At 33.7% G+C, this 18,897-nt stretch carries 13 protein-coding genes; 9 read left to right on the forward strand and 4 right to left on the reverse strand.

The window, feature by feature from the left end:
* Nucleotides 1-85: 85 nt before the first annotated feature.
* The gene (locus tag NNH57_RS06550; protein WP_108809454.1) at nt 86-268 is read right to left on the reverse strand and encodes a hypothetical protein; all 183 of its coding nucleotides are present in this window, start codon (nt 266-268) and stop codon (nt 86-88) included.
* A 386-nt stretch (nt 269-654) separates the two neighbouring features.
* Between NNH57_RS06550 and NNH57_RS06555 the strand changes: the two genes are divergently transcribed.
* The 7 genes from NNH57_RS06555 to NNH57_RS06585 all read left to right on the forward strand — a co-directional run bounded on the left by NNH57_RS06555 (nt 655) and on the right by NNH57_RS06585 (nt 9,434).
* A complete protein-coding gene (locus NNH57_RS06555) occupies nt 655-1,065 on the forward strand; it encodes a GlcG/HbpS family heme-binding protein (protein WP_074409165.1) in 411 nt (136 codons plus the stop codon).
* A 52-nt stretch (nt 1,066-1,117) separates the two neighbouring features.
* Nucleotides 1,118-1,774, forward strand: coding sequence for a fused MFS/spermidine synthase (locus NNH57_RS06560; protein WP_108809453.1), 657 nt, complete (start codon nt 1,118-1,120; stop codon nt 1,772-1,774).
* A 184-nt stretch (nt 1,775-1,958) separates the two neighbouring features.
* A complete protein-coding gene (locus NNH57_RS06565; protein WP_132065753.1) occupies nt 1,959-2,597 on the forward strand; it encodes a hypothetical protein in 639 nt (212 codons plus the stop codon).
* Between the two features lie 166 nt (nt 2,598-2,763).
* Nucleotides 2,764-3,123 carry a BlaI/MecI/CopY family transcriptional regulator gene (locus tag NNH57_RS06570; RefSeq protein ID WP_025664254.1) on the forward strand — a complete coding sequence of 120 codons (360 nt, stop codon included), beginning with the start codon at nt 2,764-2,766 and terminating at the stop codon, nt 3,121-3,123.
* Nucleotides 3,123-5,795, forward strand: coding sequence for a M56 family metallopeptidase (locus tag NNH57_RS06575; RefSeq protein WP_108809451.1), 2,673 nt, complete (start codon nt 3,123-3,125; stop codon nt 5,793-5,795). The genes NNH57_RS06570 and NNH57_RS06575 overlap by 1 nt, the downstream gene beginning before the upstream one ends.
* Nucleotides 5,796-5,945: 150 nt before the next feature.
* Nucleotides 5,946-7,424, forward strand: coding sequence for a S41 family peptidase (locus NNH57_RS06580; RefSeq protein ID WP_108809450.1), 1,479 nt, complete (start codon nt 5,946-5,948; stop codon nt 7,422-7,424).
* 330 nt (nt 7,425-7,754) lie between these two features.
* A complete protein-coding gene (locus NNH57_RS06585; RefSeq protein ID WP_108809449.1) occupies nt 7,755-9,434 on the forward strand; it encodes a serine hydrolase domain-containing protein in 1,680 nt (559 codons plus the stop codon).
* Nucleotides 9,435-9,784: 350 nt separating this feature from the next.
* Here NNH57_RS06585 and NNH57_RS06590 read toward each other — a convergent pair whose 3' ends face one another.
* The 3 genes from NNH57_RS06590 to gltB form a co-directional block, all read right to left on the reverse strand.
* Nucleotides 9,785-10,606 (reverse strand): zinc metalloprotease, encoded by an 822-nt coding sequence (locus tag NNH57_RS06590; RefSeq protein WP_074409170.1) that lies wholly within the window; start codon nt 10,604-10,606, stop codon nt 9,785-9,787.
* A gap of 181 nt (nt 10,607-10,787) precedes the next feature.
* The gene (locus tag NNH57_RS06595; protein ID WP_074409171.1) at nt 10,788-12,251 is read right to left on the reverse strand and encodes a glutamate synthase subunit beta; all 1,464 of its coding nucleotides are present in this window, start codon (nt 12,249-12,251) and stop codon (nt 10,788-10,790) included.
* 13 nt (nt 12,252-12,264) lie between these two features.
* On the reverse strand, nt 12,265-16,767 hold the full coding sequence (gltB, locus tag NNH57_RS06600) for a glutamate synthase large subunit (RefSeq protein WP_234423457.1): 4,503 nt from the start codon (nt 16,765-16,767) through the stop codon (nt 12,265-12,267).
* 445 nt (nt 16,768-17,212) lie between these two features.
* On the opposite strand from gltB, the gene NNH57_RS06605 reads away from it, so the two are divergent.
* Together NNH57_RS06605 and NNH57_RS06610 are read left to right on the forward strand one after the other, a co-directional pair.
* Entirely contained in the window at nt 17,213-17,551 is a 339-nt protein-coding gene (locus NNH57_RS06605) for a P-II family nitrogen regulator (protein WP_034247151.1), read from the forward strand.
* Between the two features lie 66 nt (nt 17,552-17,617).
* Entirely contained in the window at nt 17,618-18,868 is a 1,251-nt protein-coding gene (locus tag NNH57_RS06610) for an ammonium transporter (protein ID WP_074409173.1), read from the forward strand.
* Nucleotides 18,869-18,897 lie beyond the last annotated feature (29 nt).

The raw sequence follows: 18,897 nt of genomic DNA on the forward strand, positions 1-18,897 counted from the left end.
TAGATAAAAATCTTTTACTTCCAAAGTAAGCTTCCAGATAATAAAAAAAGAGGGCAAACGATAATGTTTACCCTCTTTATATCTACTATGAAAATATGCAGACACCAGTAGGAAGGCAATTACCAGGTATACAAAAACTTAATCCCGGAACGCGACAATCTTGTCCTGTAGAGCAACACCACCCTTGTCTTGTACTTGATCCTGTAATACCTTGTTGTTGTTCTTTACTAAGTTTTGTAACTCCTGTTACATTAAGAATTTTTTTCATCGTGTAAATATTTTTAAATTAATACAGACCTAAATTAATGTAAATCAACAACATACACCCATTAAGATCAAGCAAATAAACTAAGGTTTTCGGCGTATTTGAGCGATTTATAGTCTATTTGCAGTCTATTCAAAAACCGTATAAATATAGTGCTGTGAACATTAGAGTTTAGAACCTAAAAAAATCGAGAAAATTGGTATTTGTTATGTTTAAGTAGTATAAAGACAAAAGTAATTGAGTAAAACTCCTAAGCAATGCTAATCAAATTTAAGTCGAATACCCTTTTCTTTTACTATCATGAAATTAATATATTAAGATAAAAAAATATCAAAAAATTAAACATTTTAACTTTACTTTTGAATCGCAATTTTACAAACAAAACAATAATGAACATCACTCTAGAACAAGCAGAAAAAATCATTACCGCTGCAAAAGAAAAAGCAATAGCTATACATACACAAATGAATATCGCAATAGTAGATTCTGGCGCAAACCTTATTGCCTTTGCTCGTATGGATCAGGCCTGGATAGGTTCTATTGATATTTCAATTAAAAAAGCCAGAACGGCTTGTCTTTTTGGTAAAAACACTGGTGTTATCGGGGAACTTTCACAACCTGGGGGGCCTTTATATAATATAGAACATTCTAATGGTGGGCTAATTACTTTTCCGGGGGGTATTCCTATTAAAAACAATTTGGGAGCTATAATAGGAGCTATTGGAGTAAGTGGCAGCAGTGTAGAAAACGATCATGCTGTAGCCGAAGCTGGTTCTACAGCACTAGGCATATATGCTTAAGGGCAAATCGATTGCAAGGCATTAAATAACCAGATTTTACGTACAGAAATACATGAAGAGATTATTAAGTTATCTATGGCCATTCACCAAAGAGGTTTCCTCACAAATTAATGGAACACTAGAACTCACATGGATGAATGGTAAAAAAGTACTGGATAGCCAGAATGCAAATTACTCCTACGGATCGCTACAAAAATTACTTAGTTACGGACTTTCACTACTAGATATTTCTGCAAATAGCGAAATTCTTTTACTAGGACTTGGTGGGGGGAGTATAATAGAACCTCTTAGAAATACATTTGATCATCAAGGAAAAATTACCGCTGTAGAAATTGATGAAGTTGTTATCGAAATTGCTAAAAATGAATTTAATATAACCAATAATCACAATCTCGAAATCATTTGCGAAGATGCTTTTTTCTATGTTGAGCGTTGTGCATCACAATTTGAAATTATAATCATCGATATTTTTATCGATAATCAAGTTCCCAAGCAGTTTTATGAAAATCAATTCTGGAAAAACCTTATTCCCTTATTAAAACCTGAAGGACAAATCGTGTTTAATGCTGGAATTAATTTGAAGGAAAACATCAAAATCGAATCTCTTAAATCCATAGTTAAACCCGATATCGAATTTTCGCAACACAATCAAGTTCAAGGAACCAATACATTATTAATCGGGAAGAAAAAATCAAGAGATAAAGGTTAAAAACTACAATATACTTTTTACGAATTCGATACATTCTTAATCTGAAATGGTGTAGATCTTAGAAATATTCTGTTTTCCTACTCTTAAAATACGATAGTAATATTTTCCCAGAAAACAGGGTACTCTCGTATAGCACTTATGTATTACATTTATAACAAATTATATGCTATATAAAACAAATGCTGTGAAGACAAATGCACATCTCTTATTAACTATTTTGATTTGTTGCCTATCATGTAACACTAATAAAGGCACAAAAGAGAGTAATAGTCAACCAAAAATGACCAAACCGATGGTTACAACTCATAGTCAGGATGACAAAATTAATACTATAAAAGCAACAGTTTTATCGGTTGAAGAGACTTTGATCATGCCCGATGATTACCTCACGACAGTTTTGACCGTTAAAACAAACACTAATGATACCTTGGCATTTATAGATATGGATGGTTTTGAAAAATTAGTTAATAAAGAAGTTACCATTATCTATCGGTTAAAATCAAATCAGAAAAAATTAATAGTTTGTTTTGATTGCATGTCATATTCCAAACCAATTAAGTTAGCCAATATCACATCAATTGTACCCAAGATCGAATTTAAACTATTAAAGTTAAAAGAATATCAGGAAGATGAATATATCACTACTGCCTCATCGTTTATCATGCTTACTAAAGATGATAAAATTGAACGTTTTTATACCAATATATTTGATCTAATTGAAGATAGTACAAAGATGAAAAGTGCATTTTTTAATTATGGCATTGTAACAGAATATACTCCCGAACTACTCAATCGTGATGAATTACGATTATTGTTAGAATAGATACTTCCTCTTCTAAAACATATTATCATTTTTTTAACACCTTCTAAAAAACCCTTTAGAATCAATAGCTAACACGCTAATTCTACTAATTAATTAGTTGAACTACTAATAAATTAGTTGCAAAACTAAAAGATTAGTAGTAGGTTTGCTTTATAAAATTGATACTATGCAAAAATTAGCCAAAAGAGAAGAACAGATTATGCAAAGTCTGTGGAAATTGGAAAAAGCATTTATAAAAGAGATCATAGAAGAACTTTCTGATCCTAAACCACATTATAATACTACTGCTACGATTGTAAAAATTTTAGAAGAAAAAGGGTTTATCAGTCATGTGGCCTACGGAAACAGTTTTCAGTATTATCCTCTAGTATCAAAAGATGAGTATCAAAAAGAAGTATTAGGTGAGGTAGTGCACAATTATTTTGACAATTCTCCTTTGGCTTTGGTTAAATTCTTTGCTAAGGAAGAAAAGATAAATACCGACGAATTAGAAGAAATAATTCAACTGATAAAAAACAAGAAATAATGGACTATATCATACATAGCTCGGCATTAATAGGATTATCTTATATTATTTATAGATTTTTTCTTTCCAAAGAGACCTTTTACCATTTAAACAGGTGGGTATTGATATCATTAGTTATACTTTCATTTACTTTACCTTTTATTACGGTTCCTGAAAATTTATCATTTAGAAGTGCTCTATTTCAAGAAGTAGAAGTACAACCTTCAAATTCTGTTGTCGCAGATTATAAAATACCAGAAACAGCCACAAAAATTGAAAATATATCAACCACCGATACTTCTGACATCAATACTACTTCGGTTAGTAAATCTTTAGATTGGGGATCAATTCTGCTATACATTTATCTGTTAGGTATATTAGTATTTGGTATTCATTTTTTCATCCAATTAGGAGTTCTATTATATCGAATTTCTAAATATCCAACCATAGAAGTTGATGATTATAAAATTGTAGAAACCGATAAAAAACATGCCCCCTACTCGTTCTGGAATAGAATATTTATGAATCCCAGTCAATATAATCCTGATACGTATTTACAAATCTTAAAACACGAACAAGTACATATCAAAGGTAGACATAGTGTCGATATGTTATTAGTTGAGTTATTGGTGATGATGCAGTGGTTTAATCCTTTTGCCTGGTTATATCGCAGAGCCATCGATAACAATCTAGAATATCTAACCGACAATAACATGCTTAATATAGGTGAAGACAGAGAAATCTATCAAATGAATCTCTTAAAAGTCTCCACCCCAAATATGCCAACAGGTTTGGCGACAAGTTACAATCAATCATTTCTCAAAAAACGAATACTCATGATGAATTCCAAAAAATCAACATCAAAATCAGGGTGGAAATACCTAATCATTATTCCTCTACTCGCCATCACCGTGTTTTCTTTTAATCCGGTAAAGCCAAATGAAATACTAGTAAATTATGATAAGGAATCTATGGATCCGACTGTAGATTTTAGAAAAGAATCTATATCATCTAGTGCTCAGAACAACTTTACCAAAGGAGTATGGGATGCTGAAGTTGGAGGAGGTAAATTATGCATTATGTACCGAAGTGCTGAGCCTCTTAAACGAAATTTCTGGTCTATGACAAGATGTTATGACCCAATCTATTTTAAAGATTTCCCTACTGGAGATCGACAACAATTTAAAATTACCAAAGATGCAGGAACTATAACTTATGTGGGTCGGTTTAACAACAAAATAGGTGATGGAAGATATGAATTCACTCCTAATGAATCATTTATTAAATCACTCAAAGCTTATGGTTTACATGTAGATAACAAAGATTTGGTACATTGTTTCCTTACTGGTTTTGACAACAATTACCTTAGTTATTTAAAACGTGAAAATCTAAAAATAGATCAAGATGATTTTGAAGATATTATTCATAAATCACTTCCGCTTGATAAACTAAAAATGTATAGAAAAGAACTTGCACGATTAGGCTATGAGAATTATACAATGGAAGAAGTGAGTAAGCTTAATTTGTTCGATGTTGATGTTGCCTATATTTCATTCATCAATACATTAAATGATAATAAAACATCTTTAAAAAAGATTACAAAAGCTAAAATCCATAATGTATCTTCTGAATTTGTTACATCATATCGAAATAATGGTTATGGCAACCTGTCTCTTGATGATTACATGAAATTAAAGATTCACGATGTGACTCCAGATTTTATTGAGTCCTTTAAAAAGGCCGGGCATACTAATATCACTGTTCGAGAAGCTAAAAACCTTAAAATTCATAACGTTACTCCGGTTTACATAAATAATTTTAAGAAAGCTGGATATCCCAATATTACTTTACAGGAGGCAAAGAAACTCAAAATTCATGGGGTAACTCCAGAACTTATAAAGGCTTATAAAAAAGCTGGGCAAAAAAATATTTCGTTACAAGAAGCTATAAAATTAAAGATTCATGATATCACACCGGGCCAGGTAAAAACAGCTAAAGGTTTTTCTTCTTCTAAAAGCAAAAGAGATCAAAATACCTTATCGAGTTCTACCAATAGTCGTGGTGCCTCACAAGATGATCAACAAACACCAAATGATTTTATTAGACAATTTAAACAACTTGGTTATGACAATGTACCTATTGATGATATCATCAAATTAAAAATACACAATGTAACGCCAGAATTTATCAAAATGTTCAATAAGGCCGGTTACAATAGCATTTCTTTGGATGATGTAGTTGCTTTAAAAATTCATAATGTGACACCTGATTTTATTGATTCGTTTAAAAAATCTGGATATAAAAACATCTCATTAGACGAGGCAAAATCATTAAAAATACACAACGTATCTCCTAATACTGCTTCAGAATATTTAAAAATAGGGTATTCTAATCTTTCTATAAGCAAGTTAATATCTCTAAAGATTCATAATGTATCTCCAGAGTATATTAAGGAGTTTAAAAAGACGCAATTCGGCGACCTTCCACTAGATGATATCATGTCATTTAAAATTCATAGGGTTACTCCAGAATTTGTACAATCTTTTAAAGATATAGGGTTCAAAAATATAACAGCTGATCAAGCAAAGAGCCTTAAAATTCATAATGTTACACCAGAGTTTATAAAATCCTTAAAAGAACAGGACAAAGATATTTCGCTAGAACAAGCCATCAGAATCAAAATTCATTTTTAAATATTTAAAGTAAGCTAGCCAAAATTCAATCAATCAAAAAACGGGAATGGTTATTAATTCCATTCCCTTTTACCAATAATCTGATAATCACTCTGTAGCGTTAAATCATTTTAAGAGTTTTCAATTATTATTAAAGCAATACAAATAAAAATGGATAGGATTTACTGGGTAGTACTGATAAGCTTCTTGAGCATGTATATGGTTACAGGAAGAGCGCAGGAGTCCATAGTTTATCAACCTGAACAAATGCAGGCCGACTTAGAAAAATTTAAAACGGCACTCATCAAAATTCACCCTGGAACTTATACGCATCAAAACCACGAAGAGTTTAATCAAATGATGAACGATTTGATGTTGCAAACTTCAAAACCAATGGAAGCCAAGATATTTTATAAAATTGTTCTTCGATTGATCGCGAATATACATGATGGACACACACAAGCATATACATTCGGCAAACTCGGAAGTATTATCAATAGTCAAAAAAGACTCCCCTTTCAAGTATATATTAAGGATGAACGTATTTTTATAATGAAAAACCTTAGTTCTCTAGAAATTCCCGAAGGGTCTGAAATCCTATCTATTGATAATAACTTGAGTAATGAGATTATTATTGACATTTTAGCGCATTATTCTTCTGATGGTGAAAGTCAAAGTGGTATGCAACATTGGTTAGGAGGACCATACAGATCGTTTTATAGACTCTATCCCGAGATATTTGGGGAACAACCTACGTACAACCTTGTGTATAGAGACTATAAAACCAAGAAAATCATAAAAACAAAAATTGAGGCAATTCCAAAAGAGGTTTATGAAACTAGAGAATCTAAGAAATATCTGCCCGAAACAGTGCATGAAAAAGCATTTAACTTTGAGATAAATAAGGAAGAAAGTTATGCTTATCTGAAAATAAGCCGATTTATAAAAGATGGTTTTGATGAACCCGAGAACACTTATCCTGATTTTTACAAACAATGTTTCAAAAAAATTTCTGATAAAAATATTAAGAACTTAATAATCGATTTAAGAAATAATGGAGGTGGAAAAGCTAGTAATGCAGCTTACTTGCTTCAATATTTTATTGACCAACCCATCACTCCGGCAAAAGAGATAGTGACTTTGGTAGATGATAAGTACTTTTTGGAAATAACTGGCAACTCATCTAATTTGGATGAATCTTTTGGATTAAAACGAAAAAAAGATGGCACTTTCAAGGTAACAAAACATGAATCACTACGTGATTTGATGAATTATGATCCAATTGAAGAGTATCGTTATAATGGAAGGCTGATTGTTCTTATCAATGGCGGTACCACTTCAGCTGCTGGTATTGCTGCAGGTTTACTAAAGGAATATACAAATGCAGACTTCGTTGGAACAGAAACCTATGGATATGCAGGTATTAGCAACGGTGTGCGTCAAATTTCTATCAAAGGTAATCATACCGAAACAGCAATCTATTTACCTTTACTACATGCAAAGTATACTATAGATGAACATATCCAGAAAAGAAGCGTAGTCCCAGATTATAATGTATCAAACGCTATACAAGATATTCTAGAGGATAATGATGCTGTTCTGGAATTTGCATTGAAAAAACTATTGCCGTCAACGTATAAAAATTATTAAAACGGTTTTTAGTTACTTCTTTCTTAACATCTAAAATTGAATCTTTAAATACATACAATACACTAATCAAAATTCAATCAATCAAAAAACGGGAATGGCTCTATGATCATTACCCATGCTAAAACATTTGACAAAGGATGAACTTATTTGAAGATAAAACTAAGCCAAAAAAATATACTGTCTGGCAGCAAAGTATATAAACAATTGCTGATTTTTCATCTAAATTAATTACCTGTTTACTAAGGCTCATTTCCTGTAGAAAATTTGCACCTCCTACTAATTTTAAAAATTTTTATACTAACCGTTAACAACAATTAATAAAAACAGATTATGAAAAAATATTTATTATTATTCCTTCTTTCTTTTTCTATTTGCTCATTTGGACAGCCTAAAGAAAGCCAAGCAATAGACAACCTCTTTTCGGAATGGAATAAACCTGATGTTCCAGGGGGTGCCATAGGAATTATTAAAAATGGTAAGCTGATTTATTCAAATGGATATGGAATTGGTGACTTAGAACACAACATAGAAATAACCCCTTCATCTGTTTTTTATATTGGTTCTATTTCTAAGCAGTTTGTAACATTCAGTATTTTACTTCTCGAAGAACAAGGGAAATTAAACTTAGATGATAGAATTCAAAAATACCTTCCTGATTTTCCAGAATACGATACTCCTTTGACTATTCGACATTTTATACATCATACGAGTGGTGTTAGAGATTATTTTACCCTTATGTATTTAAAAGGCAAAAACTATCTTGACGATACAAATGTAGATGAGATCTATGGACTTATAAAAAAACAGGAAGAGTTAAATTTTTTGTCAGGAGAAAAACATTTATACAGCAATTCTTGCTATTTCATGTTAGCGATGATTGTAGAAAAAGTAGCTGGTCAATCCCTAAAAATATTTGCACATGAGAATATTTTCCAGCCCCTAGGAATGAAAAATACACTTTTTTACGATGATAATACTGACCTGATTAAAAATCGTGTTTTCAGTTATAATAAAAAAAATAATGGAGAGGGATTTAATAATTTAATTATGAGATTTGACCTTGTTGGTTCTGGTGGAGTATATTCAAACATAGAAGACTTGTTTTTATGGGATCAGAATTTTTATAATAATAAACTTGGAAAAGGAGGACAAGAAATTATTGAAAGAATGCATGAAGAAGGACTTTTAAATAATGGAAAAAGTAGTGGATATGCTTTTGCATTGAATAACGGAATTTATAAGGGATTAAAAACTGTGGGTCATGGCGGGGCTCTTGCTGGTTATCAAGCACAATTAATACGATTTCCTAAACAGAAGTTTTCTGTAATTATATTAGCCAACAGAGATGACGCAAGCCCAACGCGTAAATCCTTTCAAATCACTGATATGTTTCTTAAAGAAAATTTCATAAGTGATGAAGTTGAAAACCAAGGTAAAAAAGTCAATAATAAGCAAGGATTTGTTCATTTAAAAACTAGCGATCTTGAAAAGTTCTCTGGACATTATTGGAACGATGAAGGTTCGTATACTAGAAAGCTTTATGTAAACAATGACACTCTAAGATATTATAGGTCTGAAACCAATGAAAGTGACTTAATCCCTATCAGTAAGCATGAGTTCAAAATGATTAATGTTGGATCTGATGTACTGGTGAAATTTGACAAAAATGAACAAGGAAATTACACTATGTTTTTTAGTGTAAATGGAGGAAAGCCGATAATTTCAAAAGAGTATCACCCCAAAAATTATACTAACGAGGAATTAATTGATTTTGTAGGTACTTATTATAGCAAAGAATTAGATATTAATTACACATTAAAAATAAAAAATAAATTGTTAGTGCTTTATATAAATGAAATCGAAATTTCACCTCTCCATTCGATTATGGTGAACCTTTTCTCTAATGAAGAATATGGAGTTTTTCATTTTAAGACAGACGGTTATGGTAAAGTTTCAGGCTTTAGATTGAACACCGGAAGAGTAACAAATTTGAAATTTCAAAAGAAATAATATGCGGTAACATTGGTAATCGTTGCACAAGTCTATAATTTGTTATAAAAACAACTCGTTTTAAGCCTCTAGTAAGAGGCTTTTTTTATTTCTTTTCGTATTACGATAAGATTTTTATATTGAAGCAAAAGAGGTCATGAAAACCAAATTCTATAGCTTTAAAAGCTATTACAGATGCTGCTCCACCATTAACAAGAGTGTAAATATAACCGTATCTGAATACTAAAAGATTAATTTATACATTATTCAGGCAGGTTATATTTACACACTCTATATGATAATTATCATAGAACCATCTTAATTGAAGTTATGAAGGTATTTAAATAATAAATACCCTATAGGTTAGATGGTTAATTCCCATAAGCCCATGTGATAGCCGTTCTATCATCTCTCGACCATCCAGGTGTTGAACTAAATCTCCAATTACATGTATATATTGAACTTTTCATGACAGAACCACAATTATTACTTTGATGATAAGCTACACCATTAGTACCAGGTATATGACCTCCATAAGTCTGATCAGAATGGTGATAACCAAGATTATGTCCTAATTCATGTATTAACAAAGCCATTGTAGATTCATCACCTGGGTGGGGTTTAGCTGTATTGACTCTCATCCAAGCGCCAACATTCCCTCTGCCATCAGGTAACAGAGCTCTTGCCCATGCCCCTTCATTGGAGTTATACCAAGACCCTACCAAAATATCTGCACTCGATCTATTATAAGTTCTACTTATATTAATATTACGACTAGAAACACTCCAATGCCAAGCAGCCCAGGAGAGTGCGTACTCTAAATTTCTTGGATAGTTATTTTCAACATAATATCTAACATCTCTAGAGTTACTATAGTATACTCCAACTCCACCAAAAAACCATCTGTTTTTTTCCTGAACGCTTCCTTCTTTAGGTGGATTTGCATCTTTATTACTTTTTAATGCAAAAGGAATCATCATGTCACCATGCATGAAAGCTTCATCCTTAAAATTTGGTTTAAGATCCTCTTTAGAAAACCCTTTTTCAATCAAATAGTCCAAAGTTGCTGTAGCTTCTTTAGACAATGGTCGTTCTTGATTCAAATCTTCCTGATCTAAACCATCATTTTGACAACTAATACATAACAAAATAGTGGTCAAAAAAATACTGAGTTTGAATTTGTGTGTTAACATAATTATATAGTTTAAAATTACCACTGAAAATTATACAATTATTTAACTTTAAAATTGCATTATATTACCCTATAGCAATACAAAACTTGCAAATATTTCATTTTTTATGTTAAAAATATTAATTTACAGAAACACTAATCAATACTCACTAAACAACAAAATAAAGAATACCCTGTACTTTTTATACTCTAGGTAAATCTCCCTCCCCTTTAAGCGGTAGATTAGAACTTCCCATTAAATAGGTGTCAATATGATATGCAGCTTGTCTACCTTCTGCAATTGCCCAAACAATTAAAGATTGTCCTCTACGAGTATCACCTGCGGCAAAAACTCCTTTTACATTGGTCGCATAATTTTGCTCACTCGCTTTAATATTAGTTCTTGCATCCATATCAATTCCTAATTGCTCTGCAATGGTAGGCTCTGACCCCGTAAACCCTAAAGCCAGCAACACTAATTCACATTTCCATTCTTTCTCTGTACCCAGAATTTCTTTTAGTGTAAAACGACCATTTTCTTTTACCCATTCTACTTCGGTGGTGATTAAGCCCTTTAGATTTCCGTTTTTATCCCCCAAAAACTCTTTGGTAGAGATACTCCAATTACGAGCTACTCCTTCTTGATGAGATGAGCTTGTACGCAAACGCATTGGCCAGAATGGCCAGGGTTGATGCGCAGGGCGTTCTATGGTTCCTTTGCCCATAATCTCAAAATTAGTTACAGAAGTTGCTCCCTGACGCACAGAAGTACCAATACAATCTGATCCTGTATCTCCTCCTCCAATTACGATCACATCTTTTTCTGTAGCCAGAATTTCTTCTCCCAAATCTTCTACTCCATCTACTCTTCTATTATTCTGAGGTAAAAAATCCATTGCTTGCACTACCCCATTAAGGTTACTCCCTTTAACTGGTAAATCGCGACGAACTGTAGCTCCTGTACACAATACTACAGCATCAAAATCGGCTTTTAACTCATCTGCTTTGATCTCTTTTCCGATATGTGTATTTGTTTTAAAAACAATACCTTCTTTTTCTAAAATAGCGACACGACGATCAATCACATATTTTTCCATCTTAAAATCAGGAATACCATAGCGCAATAGCCCACCTACTTTTTCATCTCTTTCAAAAACGGTCACCAAATGCCCTACACGGTTTAATTGTTGTGCAGTTGCTAATCCAGCGGGACCAGATCCAATCACAGCTACAGTCTTGCCTGTTCTTTCATTTGGAGGATTAGGTTTGATCCAATCATTTTTAAAAGCTTGTTCTACGATATTTTTTTCTATATTCTCTATAGCTACCGGGTTTTCATTTATACCTAACACACAAGCTTCTTCGCATGGTGCAGGACATAACCTTCCTGTAAACTCGGGGAAATTATTGGTTGAATGCAGAATTTCTGCTGCTTTTTTCCATCTACCACGATACACAGCATCATTAAAGTCAGGAATTAGATTACCCAACGGGCATCCGCTATGACAAAATGGTATCCCACAATCCATACAACGTGCTCCTTGATTTTTGAGTTTTCTCTCAGGCATTTCGACGGTAAATTCTTTATACCCTTTGATACGATCTTTTACCGGTTCGCATTGTTCTATCTCTCTTTCAAATTCTAAAAATCCAGTTATCTTTCCCATGTTCAATATCGTTTTATACTTGTGCTAGTTTTTCTTCTTTTAATCGCTGTAATGCTTGTTTGTATTCTTCAGGGAAGATTTTGATAAACTTTGGTAATTCACTCCCCCAATTTTCCAAAATTCTTTGCGCCAAAGGACTTAAGGTAGTATTGTAATGATTCTCGATTAGTGTTTTTAACTCTTCAATATCTTTTTTCTCTACCACTGGATCCAGGTTTAGCGCCTCTTTATTGCAATGTGTTTCAAATGTCTTTTTCTCATCATAGATATACGCTATTCCGCCAGACATCCCAGCCCCAAAATTTCTACCTACTTCTCCAAGAATTACTGCAATCCCCCCGGTCATATACTCACATCCATGATCGCCAATACCTTCAACTACAGCTTTTGCTCCAGAGTTACGCACACAAAATCGTTCTCCTGCTTTACCATTGATATACACTTCTCCCGCTGTTGCCCCATATAGAGTTACATTACCTGTAATCACATTATTTTCGGGAATTATAGTAGCTTCTTCGGGTACTTTAATAATGAGTTTTGCTCCCGAAAGTCCTTTTCCGAGATAATCATTAGTATTTCCATTAACCACCATAGTCAATCCTTTGGTTGCAAACGCTCCAAAGCTTTGTCCAGCTGCTCCTTTAAAGTTTAATTTCAAGGTATTATCAGGTAATCCTTGTGCGCCATATATTTTTGATATTTCATTACTTAAGATAGCGCCTACTGCTCGATCGGTATTACAAATATCAAAATCTAAAGCTGTTTTTTCTTTACGGAAGAGTGCTGGGTGTGCTTGTTCTATGATTTCAAAATCTATAGATTTCTCCAAACCATGATCCTGACTTTCGGTATTATAGATATCTACTCCAGAAGGTGTTTCTACTTGATGAAGAATTGGTGTAAGATCTACGCCGGCAGCTTTATAATGATCAATCGCTTTTTTATGATTCAACTTACTCACTTGCCCTATCATTTCGTTGATAGTACGAAACCCTAGTTGTGCCATAATCTCTCGTAACTCCTGAGCTACGAAATACATATAGTTTACGACATGTTCTGGTTTTCCTTTAAATTTTTTACGTAGTTCTGGGTTTTGTGTAGCAATACCAACGGGACAGGTATTTAAGTGACATACACGCATCATTACACATCCTGATGCTACCAAAGGTGCTGTTGCAAAACCAAATTCTTCTGCTCCCAAAAGGCATGCTATCGCAACATCCCGACCAGTTTTTAACTGTCCGTCACACTCTAGCACAATACGACTACGCAGGTTATTACCCACCAATGTTTGCTGTGCTTCTGCAATACCGAGTTCCCATGGGAGTCCTGCATGTTTTAACGATGTTAATGGTGATGCTCCGGTACCTCCATCAAATCCAGAAACTAGTACCACATCTGCTTTTGCTTTGGCTACTCCTGCTGCGATAGTACCTACACCAACCTCGGACACCAATTTCACGTTTATTCTGGCATTTCTATTTGCAGATTTCAGATCATAAATTAACTGCGATAAATCTTCAATAGAATAAATATCATGATGTGGTGGTGGTGAAATTAATCCTACATAAGGTGTAGAATTACGGGTTTTAGCTATTTCGGGATTTACTTTTGGTCCAGGTAATTGCCCTCCTTCTCCCGGTTTGGCCCCCTGAGCCATTTTAATTTGAATCTCGGCAGCATTCGTTAAATAGTTTGATGATACTCCAAACCGGCCAGAAGCTACTTGCTTAATTGCACTGTTTTTCCAATCACCATTTACATCTTTATAGAAGCGAAGTGGATTTTCTCCTCCTTCTCCAGAGTTACTTTTCCCTCCGATACGATTCATTGCTACAGCAAGGTTTTCATGCGCCTCTTTACTTATAGACCCATACGACATGGCTCCCGTTTTAAAACGTTTTACGATCTCTGTCCAAGGTTCTACCTCATCTATTGAAATTGGATCATAATTAGAAAACTCCAGCATTCCTCTAATGGTCATCAGTGCTTTTGATTGTTCGTTGATTAATTTGGCATATTCTGCATATGTTTCAGAATCATTATCTCGAACTGATTTTTGTAGTTTCGCTACTGATAAAGGATTAAACTGATGTTTTTCTCCATTACGCCTCCATCGGTACTGCCCTCCTATCTCTAAGCTTAAATTGGCAGCTACTTCTTGCCCTACATAGGCTTTTTTATGGCGTTTAGAGATTTCTTTTTCGATTTCATATAACCCTATTCCTTCTATACGTGTGGCGGTATTTGGGAAGTATTGATCAACGACTTTGGTATTAATACCTATGCATTCGAACAGTTGAGAACTTCTATAAGAGTTTAGGGTAGAAATCCCAATTTTATTCATCACTTTCAACACTCCCTTACCTACTGCTTTATTATAATTAAATATAGCGTCTTCAAAAGTGAGTCCCGAAATGTTATCTTCTTTAATTTCTTCTCCTATAATCTCATTTACCATATATGGATTAATGGCACTAGCCCCATACCCAAACAACAAAGCAAAGTGGTGTACTTCTCTTGGTTCTGCAGATTCAATAATAGTGCTGACTTTGGATCGTTTTCCTAGTTTTTGTAGTCCACTATTAACATAGGAGCATGCTAATAACGCAGGAATTGGCGCTCTGTGTTTAGTCACATTTCTATCAGAAAGTATAATAATATTCGTTCCTTCGTCTATAGCTTCTGATACATTTTTGAGCAGTATCGCTAATGCATCTTCAAGACCATTTAATCCTCTATTAATGTTATACAACATCGACACCGAAGTAGATTTAAAACCTTTACCTCTGTAGGTTTTGATCTTATCCAGATCTTCTTTTGATATTACGGGGTTTTGGATTTTTAGTTTATTACAATGCTTCTCATTAATATCAAATATATTATGATCAGACCCAAGAGTTAAACTGATATCGGTAATCAATTCTTCGCGAATACCATCTAATGGTGGATTTGTCACCTGTGCGAATAATTGTTTAAAATAGTTGTAGATCAATTGCGGGCGTTCAGAAAGTATTGCAATTGGTGTATCAGATCCCATAGAACCAATGGGTTCTTTACCTAATTGCCCCATAGGAGAAATAATAGTGTCTATATCTTCTTGAGTATATCCAAATATTTCTTTTCGTTTGGCAACAGTTTCTTCACCTAAAAACAAAGGGCAATCATTATAAGGTATATCTTTTAAATGTACCAGGTTATCATCCAACCATTCTCGATAGGGATGCTTTGCTGCGATTTCTTCTTTAATTTCTTCATCATTTACAATTCTACCTTCATCCATATTAACCAAGAACATTTTTCCTGGTTCCAGTCTACCGTGATATTCGATATTATTTGGTTTAATATCCACTACTCCCGTTTCTGAAGACATGATTACATAACCGTCTTTGGTTACACTATAACGAGAGGGTCTTAATCCATTTCTATCTAACACCGCTCCTATATAATTACCATCTGTAAAAGGAATTGAAGCAGGGCCATCCCATGGTTCCATAGAACAAGAGTTATATTCATAAAATGCTTTCTTAGCCTCAGACATTTCAGGATTTTTCTCCCAGGCTTCTGGCACCATCATCATCATGACCTCTGGCAATGATCTCCCTGTCATTAATAACAACTCTACAACCATATCCATAGAAGCCGAATCTGATTTACCTTTTAATACCACTGGAAGTATTTTTTTGATATCCTCCCCAAACCAATCGCTCTCTAATAACTCTTCTCTAGATCGCATTCTGGTTACATTCCCTCTTAGGGTATTAATCTCGCCATTATGACACATATATCGAAAAGGTTGTGCAAGATCCCAGGTTGGGAATGTATTGGTCGAGAAGCGTTGATGTACCAAAGCCAATCGGGTTACTACTTTTGGATTCAATAAATCTTTATAGTACAACTTAATATCTTCTGGCATCAATAAGCCTTTAAATATTAAAGTTTTTGTCGATAAACTAGGTAAATAGAAAAACTTGCTTTCTGATAATTTAGATTCATATATAGTATGCTCTGTTACTTTCCGTGCTATAAATAGTTTTAGATTAAAGTCAAAATAACTTTGATTTTCATTTTCTTTACCAATAAATATTTGTTTTATAAATGGCTCTGTCGTCGCTGCAATCTCACCAATATGAATATGATCCACAGGAACATCTCTCCAACCCAATAAAGTAAGCCCTTGATCAATAATATTTTGTTCGAAGGTATCTATGCAAAACTGTCTTTGATTTTCTTTCTTAGGTAAGAAAACATTACTTACTGCATATTCTCCGGCAGCTGGTAATTTGAAATCACAATGCTCGGTAAAAAAATCATGTGGTATATCAATTAGAATCCCCGCTCCATCTCCTGTCTTTCCATCTGCACTTACAGCGCCTCGATGCTCTAGTTTTTCAAGAATCTCTAATGCTTTATGAATAATGTCGTTTGATTTCTTCCCTTCTAAGCTACAAATGAATCCTGCACCACATGCGTCATGCTCAAATTCTGGTAGATACATTCCTTGTTTCTTCATCATATTTTCTGATCTAAAAGTGTTTCAAGCAGATGAAATTAACAAATCATTAAGTATAGAGAAAGAAAAAAACTGCTTTCGCAATCACTTTTCTGAGCTACATAAAAAAAGACCTTCCAGAATAAAATAATCACAAAATAAGAGCTTCTAATTATGAATTTGACAATGCGTTTTTTGACAAAAAACTTAAATAAATCAAGAATTAGAAACAAATCACAGACAACTGATTATCAACTAATTTTAACGAAAACGTTTTCGATATTATTTCGAATATTTCAAGTATTAAATTATTATTTTTTTACTTAAAAAATATTTAACCCTAATTTTAATAGGGTTAAAAAACACAAAACAATAAAAATACACAAAACAACCCTATTTATTCAGTAGTATATATTAAAAAAATATATTTTTGAATGTAATTTAATATTAATTTTAACTTTTATTCTTTATGAAGAAAATAGAAGCAATTATCAGGAGATCAAAATACCGGGTTGTAAAAGAGGCCTTACACAATAAAGGTGTTATGTTTTTCTCGTATTGGGATGTAACCGGAGTTGGGCATGAACAAAAAGGAAGTGTCTATAGAGGAATTTCTTATAGTACTACAGATATTCAAAGAAGGTATTTATCTATTGTTGTAAATGATGATTTTGAAGAAGTTGCAATCTCTGCAATTCTCGAGGCTGCGAAAACCGGAGAAGTTGGTGACGGAAAAATCTTTGTTTCAGATATCAAAGAAGCGTATAGAATTCGTACTTCAGAAAAAGGTGCTGAAACATTAAACTGATATTTCTCACTACTCGCAAAAATTAACCAATCAAAAACTAAAAACAATTTTAATAGTAATTAAACTATGGAACTTTTAACCACAAATAATGTATGGATGATGGTGTGCACAGCACTTGTATTTTTCATGCACTTAGGATTCTCTTTTTTAGAAATAGGATTAACTCGTCAAAAAAACACAATTAACATATTATTCAAAAATGTATTTATCATCTGTATAGGTTTATTATTATACTACATCGGTGGTTTCAATCTTATGTATCCGGGATTCGAGGATGGGGACATCGGTTTTTTAAAATTTGGAGGGTTTGGCATCACTGCTCCCGAGAATGGAATGACTCCAGAATATGCCAGTGGAGGGTATACCTGGTGGACAGATTTTTTATTTCAGGGAATGTTTGCCGCTACCGCCGCTACTATAGTTTCTGGTGCGGTAGCAGAGCGTATTAAGTTAGGAGCATTTATGATATTTACTATACTATATGTAGGTTTAGTATACCCTATAGTAGGTTCCTGGCAATGGGGAAGCGGGTTTTTATCTACTTTTAAAATTGGTGAAACTGAAGGGTTTTATGACTTTGCTGGCTCTACACTTGTACACTCTGTTGGTGGATGGGCTGCTATGGTAGCGATTACCTTATTAGGTGCAAGAATAGGCAAATACAGTTCTGAAGGAAAACCACAAGCTATCCCCGGGCACAATATACCTATAGCCGCAGCTGGCGTACTTATTCTTTGGTTAGGATGGTTTGGTTTTAATGGTGGATCTGTACTCTCTGCAGACCCTGCTAGTACCTCATTGGTATTAGTAACTACCTGTCTTGCAGCAGCAGCAGGTGGCGTTGGGGCATTTGTACTTTCTACCGTCTTATATAAAAATTATGATCTTACTATGTTCCTAAATGGTATTCTAGGGGGATTGGTAGGGATAACAGCCGGGGCTGATCTCATGTCCCCAAACGAAGCTGTAATTATTGGTTTGTGTGCAGGTATAATCATTGTACTTGGCGTAGCACTGGTAGATACATTTAAACTAGACGACCCTGTAGGAGCAATAGCCGTTCATTTAATCTGTGGCATCTGGGGGACTATAGCTGTAGGTATTTTTGGGGCAAAAGCTGGATTTGATCAGTTCCTGGTTCAGGGGCTTGGCGTCCTTATTGTAGGGGCTTTTTGTTCAACAACCGCTTTTATAATCATATTCATACTTAAAAAAACTATAGGAATCCGAGTTTCGGAAAAAGAAGAAATTGACGGATTAGACAATCACGAACATGGCATGGATGCCTATCCTGATTTTAGAATTAACCAACATTAAAAAACAATAAAGATCCAAACTGTTTTTTT

The organism is Aquimarina spinulae (assembly GCF_943373825.1).
Taxonomy (GTDB): domain Bacteria; phylum Bacteroidota; class Bacteroidia; order Flavobacteriales; family Flavobacteriaceae; genus Aquimarina; species Aquimarina spinulae.

Excerpts from the sequence above, each read along its gene's own strand:
- NNH57_RS06570 (WP_025664254.1), top strand. The coding sequence starts at position 2,764 with ATGCAAAAATTAGCCAAAAGAGAAGAACAGATTATGCAAAGTCTGTGG.
- NNH57_RS06610 (WP_074409173.1), top strand. The coding sequence starts at position 17,618 with ATGGAACTTTTAACCACAAATAATGTATGGATGATGGTGTGCACAGCA.
- gltB (WP_234423457.1), bottom strand. The coding sequence starts at position 16,767 with ATGATGAAGAAACAAGGAATGTATCTACCAGAATTTGAGCATGACGCA.
- NNH57_RS06605 (WP_034247151.1), top strand. The coding sequence starts at position 17,213 with ATGAAGAAAATAGAAGCAATTATCAGGAGATCAAAATACCGGGTTGTA.
- NNH57_RS06590 (WP_074409170.1), bottom strand. The coding sequence starts at position 10,606 with ATGTTAACACACAAATTCAAACTCAGTATTTTTTTGACCACTATTTTG.
- NNH57_RS06575 (WP_108809451.1), top strand. The coding sequence starts at position 3,123 with ATGGACTATATCATACATAGCTCGGCATTAATAGGATTATCTTATATT.
- NNH57_RS06550 (WP_108809454.1), bottom strand. The coding sequence starts at position 268 with ATGAAAAAAATTCTTAATGTAACAGGAGTTACAAAACTTAGTAAAGAA.
- NNH57_RS06555 (WP_074409165.1), top strand. The coding sequence starts at position 655 with ATGAACATCACTCTAGAACAAGCAGAAAAAATCATTACCGCTGCAAAA.
- NNH57_RS06585 (WP_108809449.1), top strand. The coding sequence starts at position 7,755 with ATGAAAAAATATTTATTATTATTCCTTCTTTCTTTTTCTATTTGCTCA.
- NNH57_RS06580 (WP_108809450.1), top strand. The coding sequence starts at position 5,946 with ATGGATAGGATTTACTGGGTAGTACTGATAAGCTTCTTGAGCATGTAT.
- NNH57_RS06560 (WP_108809453.1), top strand. The coding sequence starts at position 1,118 with ATGAAGAGATTATTAAGTTATCTATGGCCATTCACCAAAGAGGTTTCC.
- NNH57_RS06595 (WP_074409171.1), bottom strand. The coding sequence starts at position 12,251 with ATGGGAAAGATAACTGGATTTTTAGAATTTGAAAGAGAGATAGAACAA.